This is a genomic window from Cyanobacterium sp. uoEpiScrs1 (genome assembly GCF_947331815.1).
In the GTDB taxonomy this organism is placed as follows: Bacteria; Cyanobacteriota; Cyanobacteriia; order Cyanobacteriales; family Microcystaceae; genus Rippkaea.
This window is the reverse complement of record NZ_OX373462.1, coordinates 418,325-440,754: the sequence shown is the minus strand read 5'-3', so window position 1 is coordinate 440,754 and position 22,430 is coordinate 418,325. Positions and strand designations below refer to the sequence as shown.

General features: G+C 36.2%; 16 protein-coding genes. 6 read left to right on the top strand and 10 right to left on the bottom strand.

Annotation, left to right across the window (positions count from 1 at the left end):
- Positions 1-496 precede the first annotated feature (496 nt).
- The 6 genes from OXU93_RS01580 to OXU93_RS01555 all read right to left on the bottom strand — a co-directional run bounded on the left by OXU93_RS01580 (position 497) and on the right by OXU93_RS01555 (position 10,980).
- Complete coding sequence (locus OXU93_RS01580; protein WP_267384083.1) at positions 497-2,695, bottom strand: transglycosylase SLT domain-containing protein; 2,199 nt, start codon at positions 2,693-2,695, stop codon at positions 497-499.
- A gap of 1,322 nt (positions 2,696-4,017) precedes the next feature.
- Positions 4,018-5,019, bottom strand: a complete 1,002-nt coding sequence (locus OXU93_RS01575; protein ID WP_267384082.1) for a 30S ribosomal protein S1 — start codon at positions 5,017-5,019, stop codon at positions 4,018-4,020.
- Positions 5,020-5,099: 80 nt separating this feature from the next.
- On the bottom strand, positions 5,100-5,336 hold the full coding sequence (locus OXU93_RS01570) for a hypothetical protein (RefSeq protein ID WP_267384081.1): 237 nt from the start codon (positions 5,334-5,336) through the stop codon (positions 5,100-5,102).
- Positions 5,337-5,595: 259 nt separating this feature from the next.
- Positions 5,596-6,147: a transcriptional regulator NrdR gene (gene nrdR, locus OXU93_RS01565; protein ID WP_267384080.1), complete on the bottom strand. Its 552-nt coding sequence runs from the start codon at positions 6,145-6,147 to the stop codon at positions 5,596-5,598.
- 948 nt (positions 6,148-7,095) lie between these two features.
- Complete coding sequence (locus OXU93_RS01560) at positions 7,096-9,099, bottom strand: FAD-dependent oxidoreductase (RefSeq protein ID WP_416378776.1); 2,004 nt, start codon at positions 9,097-9,099, stop codon at positions 7,096-7,098.
- 1,323 nt (positions 9,100-10,422) lie between these two features.
- The gene (locus OXU93_RS01555) at positions 10,423-10,980 is read right to left on the bottom strand and encodes a thioredoxin family protein (RefSeq protein ID WP_267384079.1); all 558 of its coding nucleotides are present in this window, start codon (positions 10,978-10,980) and stop codon (positions 10,423-10,425) included.
- A gap of 231 nt (positions 10,981-11,211) precedes the next feature.
- Here OXU93_RS01555 and OXU93_RS01550 point away from each other — a divergent pair, with 231 nt between their 5' ends.
- The 4 genes from OXU93_RS01550 (at position 11,212) to aroF (ending at position 15,662) form a co-directional block, all read left to right on the top strand.
- Entirely contained in the window at positions 11,212-11,616 is a 405-nt protein-coding gene (locus OXU93_RS01550; protein ID WP_267384078.1) for an NIL domain-containing protein, read from the top strand.
- Between the two features lie 931 nt (positions 11,617-12,547).
- On the top strand, positions 12,548-13,330 hold the full coding sequence (gene cobA / locus OXU93_RS01545) for a uroporphyrinogen-III C-methyltransferase (RefSeq protein WP_267384077.1): 783 nt from the start codon (positions 12,548-12,550) through the stop codon (positions 13,328-13,330).
- A 138-nt stretch (positions 13,331-13,468) separates the two neighbouring features.
- A complete protein-coding gene (rpsO, locus tag OXU93_RS01540; protein WP_267384736.1) occupies positions 13,469-13,738 on the top strand; it encodes a 30S ribosomal protein S15 in 270 nt (89 codons plus the stop codon).
- Positions 13,739-14,600: 862 nt separating this feature from the next.
- A complete protein-coding gene (gene aroF / locus OXU93_RS01535) occupies positions 14,601-15,662 on the top strand; it encodes a 3-deoxy-7-phosphoheptulonate synthase (protein WP_267384076.1) in 1,062 nt (353 codons plus the stop codon).
- Between the two features lie 150 nt (positions 15,663-15,812).
- Here aroF and OXU93_RS01530 read toward each other — a convergent pair whose 3' ends face one another.
- Entirely contained in the window at positions 15,813-16,571 is a 759-nt protein-coding gene (locus OXU93_RS01530) for a circadian clock KaiB family protein (RefSeq protein ID WP_267384075.1), read from the bottom strand.
- Positions 16,572-18,000: 1,429 nt separating this feature from the next.
- Between OXU93_RS01530 and OXU93_RS01525 the strand changes: the two genes are divergently transcribed.
- Positions 18,001-18,375, top strand: a complete 375-nt coding sequence (locus OXU93_RS01525) for a hypothetical protein (protein ID WP_267384074.1) — start codon at positions 18,001-18,003, stop codon at positions 18,373-18,375.
- A gap of 115 nt (positions 18,376-18,490) precedes the next feature.
- On the opposite strand, the gene OXU93_RS01520 is transcribed toward OXU93_RS01525, so the two are convergent.
- Positions 18,491-19,309, bottom strand: a complete 819-nt coding sequence (locus OXU93_RS01520; protein WP_267384073.1) for a biotin--[acetyl-CoA-carboxylase] ligase — start codon at positions 19,307-19,309, stop codon at positions 18,491-18,493.
- 84 nt (positions 19,310-19,393) lie between these two features.
- Between OXU93_RS01520 and pgeF the strand changes: the two genes are divergently transcribed.
- Positions 19,394-20,230 (top strand): peptidoglycan editing factor PgeF, encoded by an 837-nt coding sequence (gene pgeF, locus OXU93_RS01515; RefSeq protein WP_267384072.1) that lies wholly within the window; start codon positions 19,394-19,396, stop codon positions 20,228-20,230.
- A 69-nt stretch (positions 20,231-20,299) separates the two neighbouring features.
- On the opposite strand, the gene chlG is transcribed toward pgeF, so the two are convergent.
- Positions 20,300-21,274, bottom strand: a complete 975-nt coding sequence (gene chlG, locus OXU93_RS01510) for a chlorophyll synthase ChlG (protein WP_267384071.1) — start codon at positions 21,272-21,274, stop codon at positions 20,300-20,302.
- 58 nt (positions 21,275-21,332) lie between these two features.
- Complete coding sequence (locus OXU93_RS01505) at positions 21,333-22,430, bottom strand: ArsA family ATPase (RefSeq protein WP_267384070.1); 1,098 nt, start codon at positions 22,428-22,430, stop codon at positions 21,333-21,335.

Genomic DNA, 22,430 nt, shown 5'->3' with positions numbered 1-22,430 from the left:
ATTTAACATAATTTATACTTGTTAATCAAGCTCAAGTAATCTATATTATCTAGCTTAATTATTTATTTTTCTTTATGAGAAAAATTATAAAATATTTGAAATTAAAGTTAAATAAAAAATAATTGAATAGGATATTATGATAAATGGGTAATATATAAATATTGTATTTTAAGACTTATATATTACTGATATACATAAAACTTTTTACTACAATAACAAAAAGTTACTTCTATGTAATTTTTAATAAGCAAAATAGTTAGTCCGGCTGTGCTAGAAGAATTATTATTATTTTTAGTTGAGCTTAAAGTAAACAAAAGTAGTATTGTGGGATTACATATTAAATTAACAATAAAAGTTCTGGAATTTAATTGCTGCTAGTCTGGTAGACTTAGCATGGAAAAATATTCTTCTCACAGAAAACAAATAAAAAGTCAAGCAATTACATGTATTTTACTAAGAAAATAGTTAACTTTATCGAAGAAAACTCATAAGGAATTTACTTTTGAATAAATTCCTTATGAGTTTTCTTCGATAATAATTGCCCTATCTCAGGATTGTAAATACGAAGATAATTCCAGTAATTACCAAATACAGACTCTACATAACCTTTTGTTTCTTGAAAGGGTATTTTTTCTAAAAATAAATCAGGATCACTAACCTGATATCTCCTTATCCATTTTGAAACATTACCAGGTCCTGCATTGTAACTAGCAATAGCTAATAACGAATTATTGCCATAGGTCTCATGAGTGTAGTTTAAATACCAAGTTCCTAAATTAACATTATCCTTAAGATTGCCCAAAGAATAGTCTTTCAGGGCTATTTTATTAGCTACCCATTCACCTGTTGTTGGCATCACTTGCATTAACCCTTTTGCTCCGACGGGCGAGGTAATTACTTGTTCAAAACGGGATTCTTGACGGATTAAAGAAGTAATTAAGAGAGGATTAAGTTTGCGTTTTTGAGACCAGTCAATGATTGTATCGTAGAAGGGAAAGGGAAACAATGCATGCCAATATTCGGGGGTTTTTCTGAGTCTTTGTAATTGACTTTCTGATTCGGTCCCGTCTTTATTTTGAAGACTCCAAACTTGGTTAATTCCTTGTAGATTTTTTCCTTGTATGAGTTTTAGTAGAGCATCAGTAAAAGATTCATTAACACTTAATTGAGAGAATGCATTCATTTCCGCTTTAAATAGAACTATCGCATCTTCATCTTGTCCTAAACGATAAAGTTCTTTAAATATGTCCGATCCCGCCGGAGGAACTGGACGAATATCAGGCTTAATTACGGTGGGTAAAGTGTGACGTATAGTATTAAAGTTCCCTACATTCCAGCCTAACTGAACTGCTGATCGCCAAGCATAGTAAGATTGAGGATAATAAGAGATAGTGTATTCAAACGCCATCTTAGCATCCTGTGATCTACCTAACTGTTGCGCCCATTTCCCTACCCAAAAAGCTGCTTTTGGAGCGAGAGAACTCTTAGGGTTGTTATTGGTAATCGGCTGTGCCCAAGTCCAGGCTTTTAGAATATCCCCCTGCTCAGCAGCTGTTTTTGCCACATTCCAACGATATTTAGCAGTTGCATCGGACTTAGGATATTGAGTTATTAATGTTTCTCTACTTTTGGCCGCCTCGGTTGTGTGCCCTATTCCATCTAACAGTTTAGCCTTTTCTACTAAGGCATTACCTGCTTCATCGGGAAATTGTTTAATAATTTGCTCAAGGTAGTCAATAGCCGTTTCAGATTCAGATAATCTAGCAAGTTGTTTTAAGGCTGTTGCTGTCTCTAGAGCTTTAGGAAACTCTGACAATAAGCGTTGATAGTCTATCTTGACCTCATTTGTACTATTAGTTTGAGATTCAATCTGTTGTCCCCTAGCAATACGGTAGAGATTTTGAGGAGTAACTGGAGCTTTTTTGTAAGCTTGGACGGCTTTTTTATATTCGTTAGTTGTCCAATAGCCATCAGCAATCATCTGCCAGTGTTCGGAGGTTAATTGACTAGCATAGTCTTGAACTAGACGATCACGGATCGGGTTAGTACTGGAAGTATTGGCATTGTACTTAGCTAATAGAATCAATAACTGAGGTTGTTCTGGGTTTTCTTGAATACGCTGACGAATAATCGTTTGAGTACTGGGATGCTGAGGATATTTTTCAATCGCCTGATCCCAATATTGAGAATTATATTTTCCCAATTTATAGAGAGCTTCAGCGGCAACTAGAACATTGGGATAAGTTTTGACCAGCATTTTCCAAGTTTTTTGAGCTTTATCTATTTCATTTGTGAGTTCATAACCTCTTCCTCTTTTAAGGAGAATATAAGGAGTTAGAATAGGATATTCTTTGTCTAATCCGTCAAGTTGACGTAAAGCTGGGCCTCCTTCATATTTTTTGAGTAAATCAACCGCTAATAAATAACGGCCACGACTACGTTCTAAAGAAAGAGTATTAGACTCAGCAATTTCTTGAAGTTTTTGCTGTCTTTGTTTTAAGGGAACTTCGGCTAAGGTAAGGATAATAGAGGGTTTATTAGGATCTTCTTTGAGAGCTTCTTCAATCTGTATTTTTTGTCTATGCTCGAACCATTCTATGCTTTTAGGAACCAGGAGAATTGTTCCAACAATGGTGATTCCTAAAACTCCTAAACCAACAAAGAGGAAATTTTTTTGTTTGAGTGACTTGAGCATTCCATTCCCCGAACAACAGTTAAATATATATTATTAACCCTTCTTGGCTTATTTGGGGACGTTCATACAGAGATTATCTATCCATTGTGACTGTATATCTCCCAATAAGATCACCAGATTTTTAGTCCTAATCAACCCTTTGCTAAACGTAAAAGTTCTCAAAATTCTATCTAAACTGCAATTGGTAGACTTTGGGGCTTTTCTCAAATTCCTGAAGCTTGAATGATTTCTATCAATTCACAGGCTACCCAGGCTCTAGACAACTTTTGAGGATTTACTTTTCAAGTAAAGGACCTTAGCAGTAGTGACGATTCATAATAATATCGTTTATCTGTTAGTACATCCATAAGATGAAAGTAAACCAACATAAAGTAGGCTCTCTTTATTGATAATTTTTTTTAAATTATACAAACTGTTGTGGCTTCCCGTTACGTTAATGATTTTCGCTTGTGGATATGCAATCGGACCAGCATATCCAATTATATCTTGGCGACATTAAATAACTTTACGTCCGCTTGGCTACTAATTAGATGATTCTCTTGTTTAGTTTAATTACTGTCACTCCAAGTACTGAAGGACAAACTACCTCCTCACAATAATTGATATTGTGAGGAGGTAGGAATTATTGCATTAGCTCTTTTTGAGATAAGTACAGGATAAGTTATTAAGTCTTATAGAAAATATAACAAAACAAATATATTCCTAAAAAATTGGGTATGAATGGTCAGGGAACTTTTTAGAAAAAATATAATCGGGAGGGTTAGCCTAAACATTTTTGGACTAGGATTATTCTTTATATTTCTAAGACAAAAGTTCGGTATAATAATCACACAGATACTTTGACTATTATTGTATATGTTCTTTTAGAAACATTGAGCGCATTAACGGCTGAAGAATTACAGTAACGTTTCTGATAATGTTTACTATCAAATTGAATTAGTTATGTTGATTTAGTTAGCTAGTAAAAATATTATTCTAATTGTGGAGTCTTTTAACCGATTACACTATCAAGAATAGCCTATTGTTAAAACGACAATTGAGGTGGTTTTTTTAGTATTTTATGTTCCTAATTCAATTTAGCTTTTTATTATTCACTTAAATATTTCCTATTCTAGAGTGTAATATATTTACTTTTCTTTGAACATGACAATATTTTTAAGTTCTTTTATGTATTTCAATCTTGTCAAACTCACATTTCTAGTGAGAGCATTTTTTTGTCAAATTATACAATTTAAGTCCCAAAATACTGGGCATTATGCCAAAAAAAGAGGGGATTTCCCCTCATTAATTAATCAATTTTAAGCCCAATGATATTTTTTAAATTACTGCTCACTTGCAGTAGTGGCTAGTTCCTCTTCTGACTCTGAAGCTGATGGAATATCTAACTCCTCTTCTTGAGCTTCAGGCTGTATTTTTCCCTCCGCTTCAGCTATGAGTTTTTGGCGATACTTCTCAGCCATTTCTTCTGCTTTTTCAAACACTAAATCCCGATCCTTCAGCATGTCACCAGGTTCAGGTTCAAGTTGTTTGGTCGATAAAGAAATTCGACCCCTTTCTGCGTCTAAGTCAATGATCATGACTTTGAGTGAATCATTTACCCCAAATACACTGTGGGGGGTATCGATATGATCATGGGAAATTTCAGAAATATGTAGCAGCCCACTGACTCCCCCAATGTCGATAAATGCCCCATAGGGTTTGATTCCACGAACTGAGCCAACTACAACTTGACCTACTTCTAAACCGTTCATCTTACGCTCAACCAGCGCACGGCGATGACTCAAGACCAAACGGTTGCGTTCTTCATCGACTTCTAAAAACTTTAATGGTAGGTCTTCACCAACTAAATCTTCCTTAGCTTCGCGAGTGCTGATATGAGATCCTGGGATAAATCCCCGCAACCCTTCAATCCGTACTAATGCGCCTCCTCGATTTGTAGCAAAAACATTAGAGCGAACAGTAGCATCTTCTGCTTGTAGTTGTCGAACCCTTTCCCACGCTCGCATATACTCAATCCGGCGGATAGAAAGGGTTAATTGTCCATCTTCGTTTTCATCTGTCAGAATGAAAAATTCTCGTGTTTCATTCGATTGAAGAACGTCTTCAGGATCGTCAACTCGGTTGATCGACATTTCTTGAATGGGGATATAAGCAGCAGTTTTCGCACCAATATCGATAAGTGCGCCTCTCGGTTCCATACTGAAAACTGTCCCAGGAACAATGTCCCCGGGACTAAAATGGTAGTCGTATTTATCGAGAAGTGCCGCAAAATCCTCGTGGGTGAAGCCAATATCTTGAGTAGCTGTTGTTTTCTGAGTTACCATGTACCTTAGGTTATCCTATACCTGATCTCCAATAAGTGTTAGTTTTTGTTCTAGTGTACAGTTTCTAACTTTTAGGGATTTTATAGTTTATAGAAACATCGTCGAATACGAGACGCTTCTGTTTTGTCGGCTTTACCCGGACGGGATGAACTATAACATCCGTAATTCCCAAATATCGAGCAATTGGGGATTACTTTCATTATAATTTCTAAAGAGTCATAAAAGTCTATACTGACCAGATCACCACTATACCTTATAGATTGAGTGGGGAAGAAAATGGCTCTGACGGGACACTTTTCTGCCAATACAGTTCTCATAGACTTATGCCTTGAGAACGATTAGACGATAGAGTCGGTCTAATCCATTAATGTTTACAGAGATAGACTCCTGATTCTGGAGATTCCCAGGCTCACCTCGTAATGGTTTGATATAATCCACCATCTACTGAAGTGATGTCATGCTCGACGTACTATTTGTTATCTAGCCGCCCCTAAATGAGCACCTCCCATGAGCGTAAGTTTCCGCACTCCCTACGGTACGTCTTCAATCTTAGCATTTTTTTTATTTAACCGGCTTCTAAGAAGAAGTCATAATAGAAGAAGAAGTCCCTTCATCGTAGGTATTATGCTCAGGGGTATTATGATTGTTTTTTAACCAAAGGGTTTCTGGGGAGGAGGGTTTTTCCCTAAATTGCTTTAGAGTCGCTACAAAATCGTTAATACCTTGAAAGCGACCATAAACAGATGCAAATCGAATATATGCTACTTCACTTTCTTGACGAAGATAATCCAAGACTAGTTGTCCAATTTCTTGGCTGGTTACTTCTCTCTGGGGGCGCTGCTGTAATTGGGCTTCAATCTCGTCAACAATCGATTCCAGTCTCTGATGAGTAATTCCTGTCTTCTCACAAGCGCGCACCATCCCTCGCAATAATTTAGAATGATCAAAAGATTCTTTTTTTTCGTCGTGTTTAATTACAATGATAGGAACAAATTCTACTCGCTCGTAAGTTGTAAAACGATGTTTGCAGCTTAAACATTCGCGACGGCGACGAATACTTTGCCCCCCTTCAGAGGAGCGAGATTCTAAAACACGACTATTAATGTGTTGACAGTAAGGACATTGCATGAAACTGTTCGTAATAACGGATATTGAATCAACAATAAGCTAGCCAATAGTACAGTAACAAATGAACAATCCAAACAGAACGAGCTACGCTGATCTATTCTATTTATCTATCTTCTGTAAAAGAAAAAAAGAAACCCGGAAGCTATATTAATAGCAGTTGATTTTCATAGAGTTGATAACCGAAACTTAATTGTTCCATACGAGAAAGTTCTCGAAAGGCGATACTGACAAACAATATAGCTAAATTTATGGCAAAAACCATAATAGGCAATACTCTACGTTTGATTATGATCCTAAAATTGCTGGCGTTCCCAGTGTATCAAAAAAGTTGAAGATTTTTACTCTAGAAAAATAGATGCAAGGAGAAATATTCTTCTCAACTCCTAATTTTCCAAAGTTTAGCGATTATAAAATTTATTTGTTGAGATAAAATTTTGAACGCCTTTTGTTATTATTCTGACACTCAAGTCACTCACTTTAGCTAATAACCTCTGCTCTACTTATTCTTTAGAATTAGGATCAACTTCTGCAATCTGCAAAATAACATCTCGGTACAAAGAAGAATGGAGGGACAAAGACTGTATCTATGAAAGGAGATTGACCATGATATAGATAAGATAAAAGCGCAAGAATAAAGCATTAGCCTTTTAGAGAGTGTGGGCTGAAAATTACCTAATATGTCTAGCCTAGGATACAATGTCTTAACTACAAGAAGTACGTTTTTCACTGATCCAACGATTCTATATATACATTTTCTCGCCGTATATGAAGTAATCCTGCTATTTAATTAGTATTAACAGTGCTTGGACATTAATACTTATAGTTACTACTTTACTTAATACATTATCGTTTAATCAATTAGTAGAATCTTAAAAATTTTTAATTTTAGTAAGATATTTAATTTCAGTCTTTTGGTCGATTATACCGACCAAAAGACTGAGGGTGCGACTATCTATGCCGGTGAGCATCAGATAGTAAAGTCTGAGGAAAAGTAGTAGGATTCCCTTTCATTTCAAGTCTTTGGCGTAATTCCTGTAACAAAGGCTCATGATTAGGCAAATTATCCACAAACTCATAGGGTAAAGTATTGCGTTCTAAAGCTAGATTAGCCAAGTTTCCAGCAGCTGCACCTACGGACCATTCAAACCCATGTACCCGATACGCTGCTGCTGCAATATGGCTCGTAGCAATGCTCTTTCCAGCTACGATTAAGTTATCTATTTTTTGGGGAATCATTGAGCGTAAGGGAATTTGAGCGGGATGAGATCCTCCATGGGCAACGCGCACGTCTTGGCGTTCGCGATTACTAGGCCTTTCAGGGGGAGAAAATGCCATGCAAGGATGAAAATCAATCATATAATTGACAATTCCTACTGAATCATCGTAAACAGTAGCATGGGTACGTCGAGTAACTAAATAAGGAGAAACAATGCTATTATTTCTCATTTTAGATTCTAGTTTGGCAATAGTGTCCCGAACATTTCTGTACATAGGACGGGGTAAATTAGTTCGATAAAAATCTTGCCAATAATCTTTTGTAGAAATATCAATTTCATTAATGCTAAATCCCTCTTTGTGATCAACAGAAGGACGTCCAATGATCCGTCTTCCTTCGCGTATATAGGGGTATTTAGATAGTCCATGGACAGTTCCCATAGGAGAATTTAACCCCTTTAAAAATCGGTGGTTAAGATGAGTTTTTTTAACTCCATATCCGAGGCGTGAGTCAGTGGTTCCTGCTACTAACCAGTAGTAAAAACCTTTCGCTAATTCTTCCCCTTTTCTTAGGGTTTCTTGACGTAATCCCCCTTTCCACTCTCCGGGTTTTAGTTGTCCACTATTTTGTAATTGATCACGAGTATAAACTAAGTTATCGTAACGAGTCCCAGGGCGATAATCATTACCCCACAACCAATTCTGCATAGATATATCTCCTGGGGTTGGACGATTAACAGTCATCCGTCCAGCACGAACAGGCTTTCCTTTTTCCGGACTCCAAATGCGTCGATAGGTAAATATTAAGTCAAAGTAAGCTAATTTTCGATTAGAATCGTAACCATAATAGGGGGCATACTGCTCATAAAAATTTGGTTTATACTGAGGTTGAGGTTCCTTAGTATGTTCCATTGCAAAAGTGTATGTAAACCCTTGTGTGCAATAAGGATCACCCTCTTCGTTGGGGGCTGATGGATTGAGATGAGAACGAGGATCTAAACCAACCCGATAGGGAACATCAGCTAAAGCAACAATTTCTCCTGTTTCTGTAGCCTCGATAACAAACCAATTAGCTTTCTGGGATGGATTCTGAGATTTTGGATTAAAGCGGACAATCTTTTTAGTTAACCGTTGAGAATTTTGGTAGCTATAAGCATCATCTATGATAGCGGATAGAGGTTCATTGTTGAGAGGAGGAGTTCCGATCGCATTTTTGTGTTGGATAGCAATCGCTTGTTGGATTTGCTTTCCATCTGCACTTAATTCTAATTCTTTAACAATCGTTGCAGGAAACCATCTGAGGCGTCCTTTCCCTAGTCGCTCAGCTTCTTTTAACTGTCGGTACATTATATTGTGGCCATCCTTCGGGAGAAAACAGCTTTCACTTACCCAACAATCTCCAGGGTTGAGAGTTCCGTAGCCACTAGTAATCGCATTTCGTAGTTGTTGATAACCCCTAGGAAAAAGCTGTAAAGACCTTTGTTTTTTGCCTTCATCGAGAGCTGAGTTTCCCTGAGATGATATTTGCCCTCCTACCCAGTCAGAAATATCTGTCAAACAGACTGTACTCCCTCCCAACAAGGATTCATAAGCCGTGGCTGCCCCTGCAAGCCCCCCTCCAACAATCAAGAGATCGCAGCTTATTGTTTCATCGGGGTCACGAGATGATGCAGCAATCGCTGGCACAGTTGATAAGACTGATTGTCCACAGAGAATACTTAAGAATAAAGGTGCCATAATACTCTGTAGTCCTTTATTTTTGCTGTCTTTTCCCCGTTGAAAACAACTTGACCTTAGTGATTGCGTTCGGTTACTTTTCCCCATCATTAGATGCTGTTACTTGTTTAAGGACTTTGGAAAGGAGTGAAATAACAGTAATTTCTATACGTTACTGTTCCTAGAGTCTAGAAAAAGTAACAGAAAATCTCGAGTTCTTTAATGTTTTTTCTAGATTTTGGTTGGTTTTAACTATGGATTAATATATTTTTTGAAAAAATTGTATGCTTACTTCAATTGGTATATTTACTTTCATATTTTTTTAAGTTACTGTTTAAACTTATTTAATTTACTTTCATACTTTTTTAGGTTACTGTTTAAACTTATTTATTTTTAGAGTAAAAACTTATTGCTTTAATTGCTGCAATATGATGGTCATTAAATTTATCAATGCTACTAGAATTATCCTAAAAGTAATTATCCTTACTTTAATTAAAGTAAGGAGTTAAAATATATTGCTTAATTATAATTTTATCCTTTCTAAATCTAGTCTTATAACTTGGTAGTTAACTACCACAAAAAAATTACCATTAATTATATAAGTACAAAAGCTTATTTTTTATAAAAATTAAGTCATTAACAATCACTGAAGTTTATCAAGTAGCAATTTTGAACTAGAATTTATTATTTAGTTATAGCCGATTTACAAAAGTTAAAATCATTAAAATATATTCATAGAATAGGGATTAATTTTAAAATTAAAATATTGTTTTATCTTTTGTTTAATTAAAGTCAACTATTACTACATTAGTAGCCTAACATATTATTTATAATTATTTAAATGTTAAATTAAAATCCAGTTTAGTTATATATAATTCTTAAAAGCTATGATCTTATTGAGTGAAGTAAAAACCATCAATATCTTTTAAAATCACTTTTTAGAAAATTTTAAACTAAAATTATTATATCTATAGATCCTATTAATTTAATCTCAAGTTGAGTAGTATCATTAAACCTCTGTCTTTATATATTTAATGTTAAATGTTATTTGTCTTTTTTATATTTCATCGATAGAAAAGATAACTTAAGGTGTATGTAAAAGTTTAAATAGTGGCTAATCGCTAATTTTTGTTACCATCGTCTCAGTATCAGAAAATTTTAAAATGTTATCATTCTTACCACATATAATTGTTTTTTCGGTAATAAATCTTTTAAAACAACACAGCATAAAGAATTAGTATATTTATACCTTAATTTTAACTATCATAGAATGTAGTTACTATTTCTCATAAGTCCATAAGCATAAGATATGTTCAATAATAATTTTTGTAGTTGGCTAACCCCTCATTTTACCTGTGCCCCATGACCAAGAGGATCATTTTGACTTGATGGAGAGGTATGAACAGCAGATTTGAACTTTGATATTTGACCGCTAGAAGCGGTATAAGGTAAGGTTTCATGAGCAAGAAGGGCATTTAAGTTAGCTTTCATCACTGATGACGGTTGTTTTCCTATAGTTTGGGCAACTGCTTCTCCTTTATTATTGAGAAAAACAAAGTGAGGAATCCCATTGACCTGATAACGTAGAATTTCAGGTAACCATTTGTTGTTATCTACATTCAACATAACAAAATTGATAGAATCTGCATATTTTTGTTTAATTTCTGCTAAATATGGAGCCATAGATTGACAACTAGTACACCAATTAGCATAAAATTCGGTCAGTGTAGGCTTGCCATTATTGTAGGCTACTGTTAAAGAAGTAGATTGTTCAGCTTGCGCTTCTAAAGATACAGAATTAGCCTGGGTTTGAAATCCAAAAAAAATAGCTGTACTAAGAACAACTCCAGCAAAAGCAATTAGAAAATTTCTAATGTAACCGATACTATTCATTTCAGACATAATTTTTTTCAGATAATCTAGTTTATGAGTAATTATTTTTTTAACGGAAGTAGAGTACGATAACAAGCTATTAAAGCAATTAAGTTATAATGAGATTACGGTGATAAACAAAGATCAAAAGCTCATTATAAGTCAGATGCACATCAAATGAAACCAAAAATTGGTCAAAGTTTTTTATACCGGGATAATATCATCTACTAGGGGAATACATAACAACGCCCAGACATAATAATGAAAAAAAGAGTGATCCTGACATTTCCTAGGCGAACAGTTCAGATGCCAGTGACCTACCGTCTTGCTAAGGATTTTAACATTGCAGCTAACATTATTCGTGCTCAAGTTGCTCCTAATCAGGTAGGAAAGTTAGTTTTGGAATTGTTAGGGGATATTGATGTAATCGAAGCAGCACTCGAATGGATGAGAGCACAAGAGATAGGGGTTTCTTTAGCAAGTCGGGAAATTGTTATTGATGAAAACAGGTGTGTAGACTGTGGCTTATGCACTGGGGTCTGTCCTACTCAAGCTTTAACTCTTGATTCTCAGACATTTCGCTTAACTTTTAAGCGATCACGCTGTGTCGTTTGTGAACAGTGTCTCCCTGCCTGTCCAGTTCAGGCCATTTCTATAAACTTTTAGTTGAGCCAAACAATAGGATTTATTTACAAACTGTTGACTTTGATCCAGAAAATTAATCATTATGATTGTTCAAGATAACTACGTTAAGTCTCTTATCCTATATAAACATATGATTAATTTAGCTTATCTTCTCGTCACTCACGAAAACTTAGTTATGTGCCCTTAGACTGCTATCGAATGATCAGATTATCTCAATCTTATCTAGTTACACAACTGAAAATGGTACAGTTGAAACATATATGGGAGAATTAACTATTCTGCTCTAGTCTATCTCCTCGCAGCTTGCCGGAACTGCTCATTTAGAATTAACTTCTTTGTCTTTGAGTAAAAGGATTTAACAATTGGGAGATAAGTCTAAAAACTAAGACATTCAAAATCTTAAGATTATCCCATTGTTTTTACTATCTGGGGTTTACTTTAGGGAAGATATATCCGGGGAGGTGGCAATTACCCTACATGGATCTAGGGAAAACTATTAACTTAGGACTGATAGCCCCTCTTGCTCACTTTAGGTTGAATTTCTTTTTATCTCGTCAATTTTGAAGAGACTTTCAAAGTCAAAAACACTCTAATAGCATTATGCTAACAACTCATTAGAGTTGATGTGGAGGAGGTTATCAACCTATTTAAACTATTAGTTTATTGGTCTGTCTTACCAAAATCAACCTATCCAGTTTACATTTTAGCCAGGTAAGGAGAGCAAAATATCATTATTGTGCCTTATTTTATGTTTGTAGGGCTATTTACCATAGCCATTGCCCAATAAGTTAAACAATTATAGTTAACTGTTAACTACACCTTATATGAAATTTCAGATGAACAGTCTTTTGGGAAGTTCCCCTAAATTAACTAGATCAATTTTAGAGATAATTAAAATAAATCTAGGTTAATTCCCCAAATATTTTGGTTAAATACATAAGAATTTAAGAGAATGACTAACAGCCCTCGCCAACCTTGTTTAGGAAAAGTGTACTTAGTCGGAGCGGGTCCTGGTGATCCTGGGCTAATAACCCTTAAAGGGAAGGCCCTCCTTGAACATGCTGATGTTGTCGTTTACGATGCATTGGTTAGTCCTCCAATCTTAGCTATGATTGGAGATAATGCCGAGAAAATTCATGCGGGAAAACGGCGAGGTCGTCACTCAAAATTACAAGAGGAAACAACTCGTTTATTAATTGAGAAAGCCTATACTCATGCAGTCGTGGTGAGATTGAAAGGGGGTGATCCTTTCATTTTCGGTAGGGGAGGGGAAGAGATGGAAGATTTGATTCAGGGTGGAGTTCCTGTTGAAGTAGTTCCTGGGGTCACTGCAGGGGTTGCTGCGCCGGCCTATGGGGGAATTCCTGTGACTCATAGGAGGTATAGTTCCTCAGTCACCTTTGTTACTGGACATGAAGCAGTGGGAAAGTATCGTCCTCAGGTAAATTGGTCCGCCATTGCCCAAGGTTCGGAGACTATCGTAATCTATATGGGAATCCATAATTTGCCTCGAATTGTTGCACAATTGCAAGCGGGGGGGTTAAGTTCTGATACACCAATTGCCTTGATTCGCTGGGGTACCAGACCTGAACAAACAGAATTAATCGGGACGCTAGAAACTATTATCGAACAAGTTCAACAGACACAAATTGGAGCTCCAGCGATCGCTCTCATCGGTAAAACTGTTAATCTTCACTCGATTTTATCTCATCCCCGTTCTAGTTATTTGCAGTAACTGTCAAATTATATTCTGAGTATATTTTTAAGTCTCTTCTTTGATCTTAGTTATCAGTGGTCGGACGTTCACAGAACTCAGACGATGAATGGTATTATAATAGATTGCAACTACAATCCTCATAAATATTTCTGTGCGATGAGTTTAACAGCTAATGAAAAACAGGAGCTGATGAGCTCCTACCAAGTCCATGAAACAGATACAGGTTCTCCTGATTTACAAGTTGCTTTACTAACAAAGCGAATTAGTCAATTAACCGGACATCTACAAAAAAATCCTAAGGACCATGCTTCTCGTCGAGGACTACTAAAAATGATTGGTCGTCGTAGGCGGCTACTTGCCTACATCAACAGCAAAGATATAAGCCGTTATCAGGCTCTAATTAAAAGTTTGGGGATTCGTCGCTAGATTAAGCCTTCTTTATGACTTAATAGAGTAAAGAATCTTCTAGAAAACTATAGGATAAGGAGATAGTCCTTAAAGCAGTTTATTTAAGGACACACTTCGTAACTTGTTATCGAAATCAAAAAATTTTATTAAGTTTTAAAAAGACCTATGGCTTGTAGGTTTGCCCAAAACCCCTTGTTCTTTAAGCCTTGTCAAAACAAAGAAGAAACTGTTTGAAACTCTCTCAACCTTGGATTAGATTTCTTCATTCAGATCTCCTACTAACTCTCCCTAAAATTGAAAAGCTCAAAATTAAAAAGATATTAGCTTCAATGAAATTCCTGATGCCGTCAGTCGACAGATAATATAAAGAACGGCTTTTCTTCTGATCTTGTCAAAGCTTTAGGAATTTACACATTTTAGCCAACTAGTTCTATATTTCCAGTTAAGTCGTTATTGCAGTAAGTTAAAGTTTCTTTGGGTTAAGGGTCTTAGGATTAAGCTACGGCATCTTTATCGACTTCTTAGTATAAAGCATAGAAAGTAGATAATTGACGGGAATAGTAAGAGTTGACAACTGAATTTTAGCCGCATTAGTCTATACGTGACGTATGGAATACAAGGGCTATTGTATTTAAGTTGACGCTAAATTGAGACCAGTTTTATGTGAGCGTTCAAGGTTTACAAAACCTTAAAGAACTATGAAATGTTCTGGGGGTCATAGTGGTCACCGAGGTCACCGAGGTCACCGAGGTCATTAGGTTCCTTTTGCCATTAGCACGAAAGCAAAAATATACTTTGTGCGATGCAATAGACTTACTAATCCAATATTGATTCAAAAACCAAAAAGGAAAAATTTACTGATATCTAGAGGAATACAACAATGATCATTGTTATGAAGTCAGGCTGTCCAGAAGCCGAAATAGAACGTATTATTGAAGAGGTCAAACAGATAAACTTGATCCCCGAAAAAATTACAGGAGCTCAACAAGTTGTGATTGGCTTGGTAGGAGAAACAGCTAATCTTGAACTTTCTCGTATTGAAGAATTAAGTATTTGGATTCAACAAGTGTTACGAGTTGGTAAACCGTTCAAACGAGCTAGTCTCGAATTTCGCCATGGTCATCATAGTGAAGTGTTGGTTAATACTCCCAATGGAGTCGTAACCTTTGGGAAAAATCATCCTATAGTAGTGGTTGCCGGTCCATGTTCTGTAGAAAATGAAGAAATGATCATCACGACTGCTATGCGAGTTAAAGCCGCAGGAGCAAAATTTTTGCGAGGAGGAGCCTATAAACCCCGTACTTCTCCTTATGCTTTTCAAGGACATGGAGAAAGTGCCCTAGGATTATTGGTAACTGCGAGAGAAGCCAGTGGGCTTGGAATCATTACTGAAGTCATGGACACAGCTGATGTGGATAAGGTCGCCAAAGTAGCTGATATTCTACAGGTTGGGGCCAGAAATATGCAGAATTTCGCTCTCCTAAAAAAAGTTGGCTCTCAGAATAAACCTGTATTACTAAAACGGGGAATGGCGGCTACTATTGATGAGTGGTTAATGGCGGCCGAGTATATCTTAGCCGCAGGAAATAGTAATCTTATTCTCTGTGAACGAGGAATTCGTACTTTTGATCAGAAATACAGCCGTAATACTTTAGATTTGTCGGCTATTCCAATCTTGCGGTCTTTAACTCATTTACCGATAATGATTGATCCAAGCCATGGAACTGGAAAGTCAGATTACGTGCCATCTATGGCAGTTGCAGCTATTGCGGCAGGGACAGATTCTTTGATGATTGAAGTTCATCCCAACCCGGCTAAGGCCTTATCTGATGGTCCTCAGTCTTTAACACCAGAAAGATTTGACCGCTTGATGCAAGAGTTATCCGTAATGGGCGACACAATTGGCCGTTGGAGTAAATCTAAAGTTATGTTTGCTCAATAACTTTAATAACTCGCGGATCAATTATCTATGTCTATGAGAGCAAGGTAGGGATAATAGTCGCTGGTCCCTCACAATTATTTTAACTGAGGGTCTAGCGCGATTAAAATCTCATTCGCCTATACAGTAGGGTAGCGTATCTGAAAATAGATATTAAATCCTTGAAACAAGTTGTAATATCCTAGATGGATCCTCCAACTCTCCAATGATATGCCTTACCGGTTTGGGCCAGACACGAACAAGAGTGGGGGTAGCTGAAACATGATGAGTTTCAGCTTGGTCTGGGTATTTGGAAATATCAATAACTTTAAGAGTATAGGGATGTTCCAATTCTTTTTCGAGTAAACCATGAATAATTTCTAAGGTTTGTCTCATTTTGGTGCTATTTCCAGCTACAAAAAGACGTAAAATATATCCTTGATGAGCTGTTTTATGCTCCGCACTATCTGATACAGAAAAAACTGACTGAGGTTGTGGCTCTTGGTTACGATAATGATTCCAAGACACAATCAAATCATGGTTTTCCCACAGTTGGGGAAATTCGTCTTTATAGGTTTCTAGGATAATTGGGTTGCAAACTTCCTCTTGCCAAGTTTTCGTCTGCCAAGTTAAGTTAGTCATCCCAAATACGGCATTCAATAGGGGCTGATATCGTTCCAGGGATGGATAAAGTTCGGCAACAGTTTTAACCTTACTATCTATCTCAGAAAACCAACAATCAATAGTAGCTGTATAACTAGGAATTAAAAAATGAGGAGGTTCAGGTAAATGCAATAATTCCTGTAAAACTACACATAAATGAGAATGCCATTGAACTTGCTTTGTTCGATCTAAACAGTAAACTAGATCTCCACCAGGAGTGAAAAGAGCAATGCCTTTAAAAAATTCTGTTGGAGCTGTGGAAGTAATCATAGCGCTAGAAGCTCTTGCATCAAAATTGTTAAGTTTCGACAACAAAGTAAGAATGAAGATAGTGGTAGGCTGTCTATTATGTTTTATCGAAATAAATGATTTCTTATCCTTAAAATGTTGAGTAATACTTACTTAATATCTTAACTCGTAACATTATAGTTATTACATTAGAAGTGAGGACGTTCTGTGAGTCCATATCTTTAATAAGATTCCTCTTTTGACAGAGATTAAACAACAATCATATTTTTTTGTTGGCTGTGATCTTAAAATGCCTACTTATAGTCGATTATTCGACAAATTTGTGGGTAATAACATGTGCTAAATACTCTGTTTATTCTCTCGTATCAAGTACATACGTTAAAAAACAGGTAACTTGGTTAAAAACTTCGTCTGAAATATAGAAAATAAAAAAAATTTTAATATCTTTATTAAAATTTTTTAAAAACTTAAATAGAATCAAAGCTAACCCCAAAAATTATATTTTTACCAGAGAAATCATAATATAAATAATTTTGTACTGTCATCATTAACTTCTATTCATCTTATTTATTTTCTAAAATTTCTTACAGTCTATCTACAGTTAGATGATTTTTTTCTTTTAGATATATTTAATAAATTAAATATATTCTTTGTTTTTATCTATTTAATTGTTTTTTGTGTTTATTAAGACTTTCTCAAGGTTGAAACTCAATTTATCTAAATATTTTTAATAAATTTTTCTTATAACTTTGTATATTATCCCATAATCTTATTAATTATAAGTTCGTTCTCTCGATAAACTATAAGCAAATTATTATGCACATTTTTGAGAAAACTTATTCCAAATATATAGCAATTTTCTCTACTATCCCCACCATCTTGTTGATAATCTGATTGCACTAGATCCATAGTATCTCTTTCGAAGAACTTTTTAAGTTCTATTCAACTCAAACAAGGTCTTTGACTACTTCAATTTCAAAAACTACTTTAGATGACATTAGTTAATCAGAGTTTTTATGGATAACTCCACTAGTATGCTTTGAAGTCTATAGATAATCTTTTTGCCTTTGACAGACATTATCTCCCCCTAGTTCCTTAAAAAGAAACTACTTATCATTAAGAAATGTAAATATAATACTAACAAATTGTTAATCTTTATGTGGGTCATCTTTGGATAAGTCAATGTACCCTACTAAAGAGCGATTACTCGGAGTACAGATAAACTGCCATATAATTCCATTTGAATGGCAGGTTTGGTATCAATTCTATATTTTGAAACTTCAAGATTGTTTTTCTGTAATAAATCTCAACGTCTACCATATAAAATTACCTAAAAGTGTAAAGTTTTTTTACAAGAGGCTCATTTTCTATTCAGTTTATCTATACTGAACCTTAAGAACCATATTTCTATTTCAAATAGTTTTACAAATTTGCCCTGGAGGAGAATGTTATGGAAATCACACAAAAGTCAAGTGTTGGAAGGCATAATTCGTTAACTTTTGTTAAAAGTTTTTTGATATGGAGTTTTACCCTAACCGTTTGTTTGTTAGTTGTAGGATTTCCATTAATTGTCTTAATGGCAGCAGTAGGAGCATTAGGGTCGGTAATTTTACAGTCTGTGTTACCAATTAGTTCAGTTTTACTAGTAGCAGGGTCTTTGATTGGAGCTAATATATTAGCTATTATTTTAGGAGCAGCTATGTTGACATTAAGAGGGGTTCATCCCCAAGAAGTTAGTTGGCTTAGATGGCTGCACGGCGAAGCTAAACCATCCCATAGTTCGGTTTATGCTTCTTGTCCATTAACCTGTAATGTAGCTAACTAAAGGGTGGAATTTCATCGGATTAATCTTGGACAGTAAATAATACTAACTGACGTGTTTATTATGCGTCAGTTAGTGCTGGTAGATGCTTGGCTTTCTATTTTAAGATTTATTTAACTTAACTATCATCGTTGCGAAATAATGTGTCCCTATACCCTAAAGAGATACTGCCAGGAGATAAGTTTATCTGTGTTTTAGCTCCCGGGGACTGTAAATTCACCTGCAATTCTCCTTGAGCTGTTACACCGACAACTGTCCCTTTAATACCTTCAACTTTTACAGAATCTCCTAAGCTATCAAGTAATTCAAGATATTTAGTTAATAAGCAATTACAGTCTTGATCAAGATAGTATTGATAACCATCAAATATTCCAGTGAGGGTAATAGCTGCAAGTTTTTCTAAACAGGAGATGGAACACAACTCTTGCCTTTTCGCCCAGGACTGTAAAGTAATTCCCGTTGGGGGAACAGTGTTAGACCAATTGACGCCAACTCCAATCACTGCATGGGTAATGTATCCATCGCGGGTGCGGGTTTCTATTTTGATACCTCCTAGTTTTCGATCTTCGAGAATTAGGTCGTTTGGCCATTTTAATTTAACGGGGATCTGGTATGTCTGTAAAAGATTAGCAATACCCCAAGCACTCAATAAGGTTAGGTGAAAAGCATCCTTAACTAAAATTTGTGGAGTAATAGCAACAGATAGATAAAGTCCCCCAGGAAGAGATTGCCAAGTTCGTCCCCATTGTCCTCTTCCTGCAGTTTGTTCAGAAGCGATTACCACAATCGGCAGATCATTTTTTAGGTCCAACAATTCCCAAAGAGTTTCATTAGTTGAAGGAATTTTTCTAAAGCAATAGAGATTTCTAGGTAAAAAACAAGGAGTATTTGATAGCTGGATGAATTCTTTATATAGTTTATTTTGATTGATCGTCATGAAAATATCTAGTGTTAATTTAGCGGCTCTAAATTTCTGTAATTTGATAAGATTTACCTAAAATCAGAAGCTGAGGTAATAGCCATGGTGTCTTCTTTGAGAGGCGATCATCAAACTAAAATTCCTATTTGGCAATGGCAACAATGGGATGGACTCCCTTATTTAACTTGTACTTTGCTCCAAAATTGGAAACATGGCTTTTTGACCAGACAGTTTTATCCCTATCCTCCTGAAGATTTAACAGAAGTTTTACATCCGAAAGCAATAACTTATCGGGTTAAACAGGTTCATGGTTGTCTAGTGTTGACTCCTCCCGAAATTAAAATAAAAATGGCGACAAAGACTATAAAAGATACTTTTCCTTGTGCCGATGGGTTAATCACTAATGATGTAAATCAAGCCGTTTGGGTTGCTAGTGCTGATTGTGTACCAGTATTAATTGGAGACATTAAGACTCACCAAGTAGCAGCTGTTCATGCAGGATGGAGGGGAACTGCGCAACGCATTATTCCCGAAACCATCGCTTATTTTCAACATTTTGGGAGTATTCTAGAACACCTTCGTATTGCCATGGGTCCAGCCATCTCAGGAGAAGTTTATCAAGTATCGGAACAGGTAGCAGCTGAAGTGGGATTAAGTCTATTCAAAGAAGAAGGAATAAGCAGCCCTCGGAAGATTTTAGAAGCTTTACAAACTATGCTTGACTCTCCAATCTTATCTGATTCAAAACCTGGACGGGTGCGGCTGGATATACGACGAGTGAACGAGTTGCAATTATACAAATTAGGGATTAAAACAGACCAAGTAGCGATCGCCCCTCATTGTACTTATCAAGAACCTGACAATTTCTTTTCCTACCGACGAACTCAACAAAAGAAAGTCCAATGGTCAGGAATTGTTTCTGGAGACTGCCCAAAATGATAAAGAAGACTTTTTGGTATAATTTTCGTATTTTATAAAGAAAAAAGCAAAAATTATAGCTACTTATATTTACATACGACCTAATGCTAATCCTGTAACCAACATTCCCAAAATTAAAAATGGTTGTGCTCTAGATTGATATTTAATATCATTTTGCAAAGGATCTCTCAGGAAGTATATTTTTTGAAAAACAATTTGGGGAATCACTAACAACAACAATATAGCCGCGTGGAAATTTTGATGGATATAGATTAGACAGCTAGCAACTCCGACTTGAAAAACATCAATTATGATCACACAAATCCAAGCTGCCAAGTTGCTCCCAAATATTACTGGAAGAGATTTTAACCCCAGCTGGCGATCACCCTCAATACTCTTAAAATCATTAACAATTGCAATACCCAACCCTACCAAACTATAGAATAGGGTCAAGACTATAATTGTCCAATTTAACTCTCCAAATAAAGCGTGACCAGCCCACCAAGGTAGAGCAATATAACTTGCACCAAGGGCATAACTTCCTAGCCAGCCATTTTGTTTCAATTTTAAGGGAGGAGCTGAGTATATATATGACATAAGTGCTCCTCCTATCGTCAAAGAAAATATTATGGGGAATTTATGACCTGCCCATACATCTAAAGAGTACCCTAGGACTAATCCTACCCCCAATAGTACTAAAATTTGGGTGACTACTTGAGGAATAGAAACTGCCCCTGATGGGATGGGGCGATAGGGTTCATTAATGACATCGATTTCACGATCATAAAAATCATTGGTAGTTTGGGTGTAGCCAGCCATCAGTGGTCCTGAAAGCAACATGCAAGTAGTTATTTTCAGGATATTTTCAAACGTCCAGACATATTCTCCTGATGACGCTGCACCACAGATCACACTCCAAATCAGAGGAATCCAAGTGATGGGTTTCATCAATTGCAGTCGTGATTTCCAAATCGATGTTTTTCCTGAGGCTGCCCCCTTCATTCCTAGTAGTTGGCGATTGTTATTCCTCCTGTCTTCAGCCTTATATGTAGGAGAGTCAGACATAAGCAATTATGAATTCAAACAATGAATGAATGGCATTTAGTGGTAAATTCCTAAATAATTAGAAAGAAATAATCAAATAGTGATTTTGGAACTTTGCACCTTTAACAAGTTTTCCCCGTAATGGTACAGGCAAATCAATATTTCGCCGTTGATTTCCTGCTTCAATGGTAATCTCTGGACCATATTGAGTCAGTTTTACTTGATTTTTATCAAATCCAGGTAAAAATAATCGAACTTCTCTAGAAAATACATCGACCGTAATGGGTTGGGGGGGCATCGAATTAACGAGGAAATTTGGTAAAGTGTCCTGCAGGAGTTGCCAATCTGTTCCTGTCGTTGGAGAAACAGCTGTCACTGACAAGGGTGAAAATTCTTGGTTCAGAGAATCACTAACTTGACCTTGATTAACCAATACCCCTTTGACCATTAACCCCACCTGTTGAGCACAACCCCAATAATATTTAGTTTCAGCAATCGCTAATTCATCGTTAGTGGTTACTAAATAGGCTGCCATACAGCTAGGATTAGCCAAAGTCTTTGCTCCCTCTTTTAAGAGGTTATTAGCGCTGCTAGTAGATTTTTGGGACAGGTCATCAGCAGTCCTAGGGATATTTAAAATTGCACTAGTGATGGGTTGAATAAAAGGGGAGAGTGTTTTTACCACATCCGATTCTTTCAATACCCGACCAAATCGCCGTAGATACCAACTAAGAAGCTCTGGAATTCCGAACATCCCTAAAGTATTTAGAGGGCTGTCGCCGTCGTAGATAATAACATCGTATTCGCCGCCTTGATAATATTCCCGCAGGGCATTGAGTGATAATATCTGCTCCATTCCTGGTAAAACCCCCAATTCTTGACCGTAGACATTTTTCAGAGTCGGTGATCGCAGATATTGAAGTTCTAATTCCTTAACTTTTTCCCATTCTTTTTCTAAAAGAAAAGTTGAAGATAATTTAACTGCCATTAAATTATCTTCAACTTTTGTTGGGACAGTATTTACAGGAGTTTCAAGTAGAGTACTCAAAGTCGGCCCAGGGTTCTGTCCTGCCAAGAGAACTTGTGACCCTAAACTGGACATTTTTTTTGCAGTTGCGATTGATATCGAACTTTGATGACTATCGCCTCTACCTAGAAAAGTCAAAATCAAAGTCAT

Bases quoted from the DNA above. Each gene is read 5' to 3' on its own strand.
- OXU93_RS01580 (WP_267384083.1), bottom strand. From the start codon at position 2,695: ATGCTCAAGTCACTCAAACAAAAAAATTTCCTCTTTGTTGGTTTAGGA.
- OXU93_RS01575 (WP_267384082.1), bottom strand. From the start codon at position 5,019: ATGGTAACTCAGAAAACAACAGCTACTCAAGATATTGGCTTCACCCAC.
- OXU93_RS01570 (WP_267384081.1), bottom strand. From the start codon at position 5,336: ATGAGAACTGTATTGGCAGAAAAGTGTCCCGTCAGAGCCATTTTCTTC.
- nrdR (WP_267384080.1), bottom strand. From the start codon at position 6,147: ATGCAATGTCCTTACTGTCAACACATTAATAGTCGTGTTTTAGAATCT.
- OXU93_RS01560 (WP_416378776.1), bottom strand. From the start codon at position 9,099: ATGGCACCTTTATTCTTAAGTATTCTCTGTGGACAATCAGTCTTATCA.
- OXU93_RS01555 (WP_267384079.1), bottom strand. From the start codon at position 10,980: ATGTCTGAAATGAATAGTATCGGTTACATTAGAAATTTTCTAATTGCT.
- OXU93_RS01550 (WP_267384078.1), top strand. From the start codon at position 11,212: ATGAAAAAAAGAGTGATCCTGACATTTCCTAGGCGAACAGTTCAGATG.
- cobA (WP_267384077.1), top strand. From the start codon at position 12,548: ATGACTAACAGCCCTCGCCAACCTTGTTTAGGAAAAGTGTACTTAGTC.
- rpsO (WP_267384736.1), top strand. From the start codon at position 13,469: ATGAGTTTAACAGCTAATGAAAAACAGGAGCTGATGAGCTCCTACCAA.
- aroF (WP_267384076.1), top strand. From the start codon at position 14,601: ATGATCATTGTTATGAAGTCAGGCTGTCCAGAAGCCGAAATAGAACGT.
- OXU93_RS01530 (WP_267384075.1), bottom strand. From the start codon at position 16,571: ATGATTACTTCCACAGCTCCAACAGAATTTTTTAAAGGCATTGCTCTT.
- OXU93_RS01525 (WP_267384074.1), top strand. From the start codon at position 18,001: ATGGAAATCACACAAAAGTCAAGTGTTGGAAGGCATAATTCGTTAACT.
- OXU93_RS01520 (WP_267384073.1), bottom strand. From the start codon at position 19,309: ATGACGATCAATCAAAATAAACTATATAAAGAATTCATCCAGCTATCA.
- pgeF (WP_267384072.1), top strand. From the start codon at position 19,394: ATGGTGTCTTCTTTGAGAGGCGATCATCAAACTAAAATTCCTATTTGG.
- chlG (WP_267384071.1), bottom strand. From the start codon at position 21,274: ATGTCTGACTCTCCTACATATAAGGCTGAAGACAGGAGGAATAACAAT.
- OXU93_RS01505 (WP_267384070.1), bottom strand. From the start codon at position 22,430: ATGACTTTGATTTTGACTTTTCTAGGTAGAGGCGATAGTCATCAAAGT.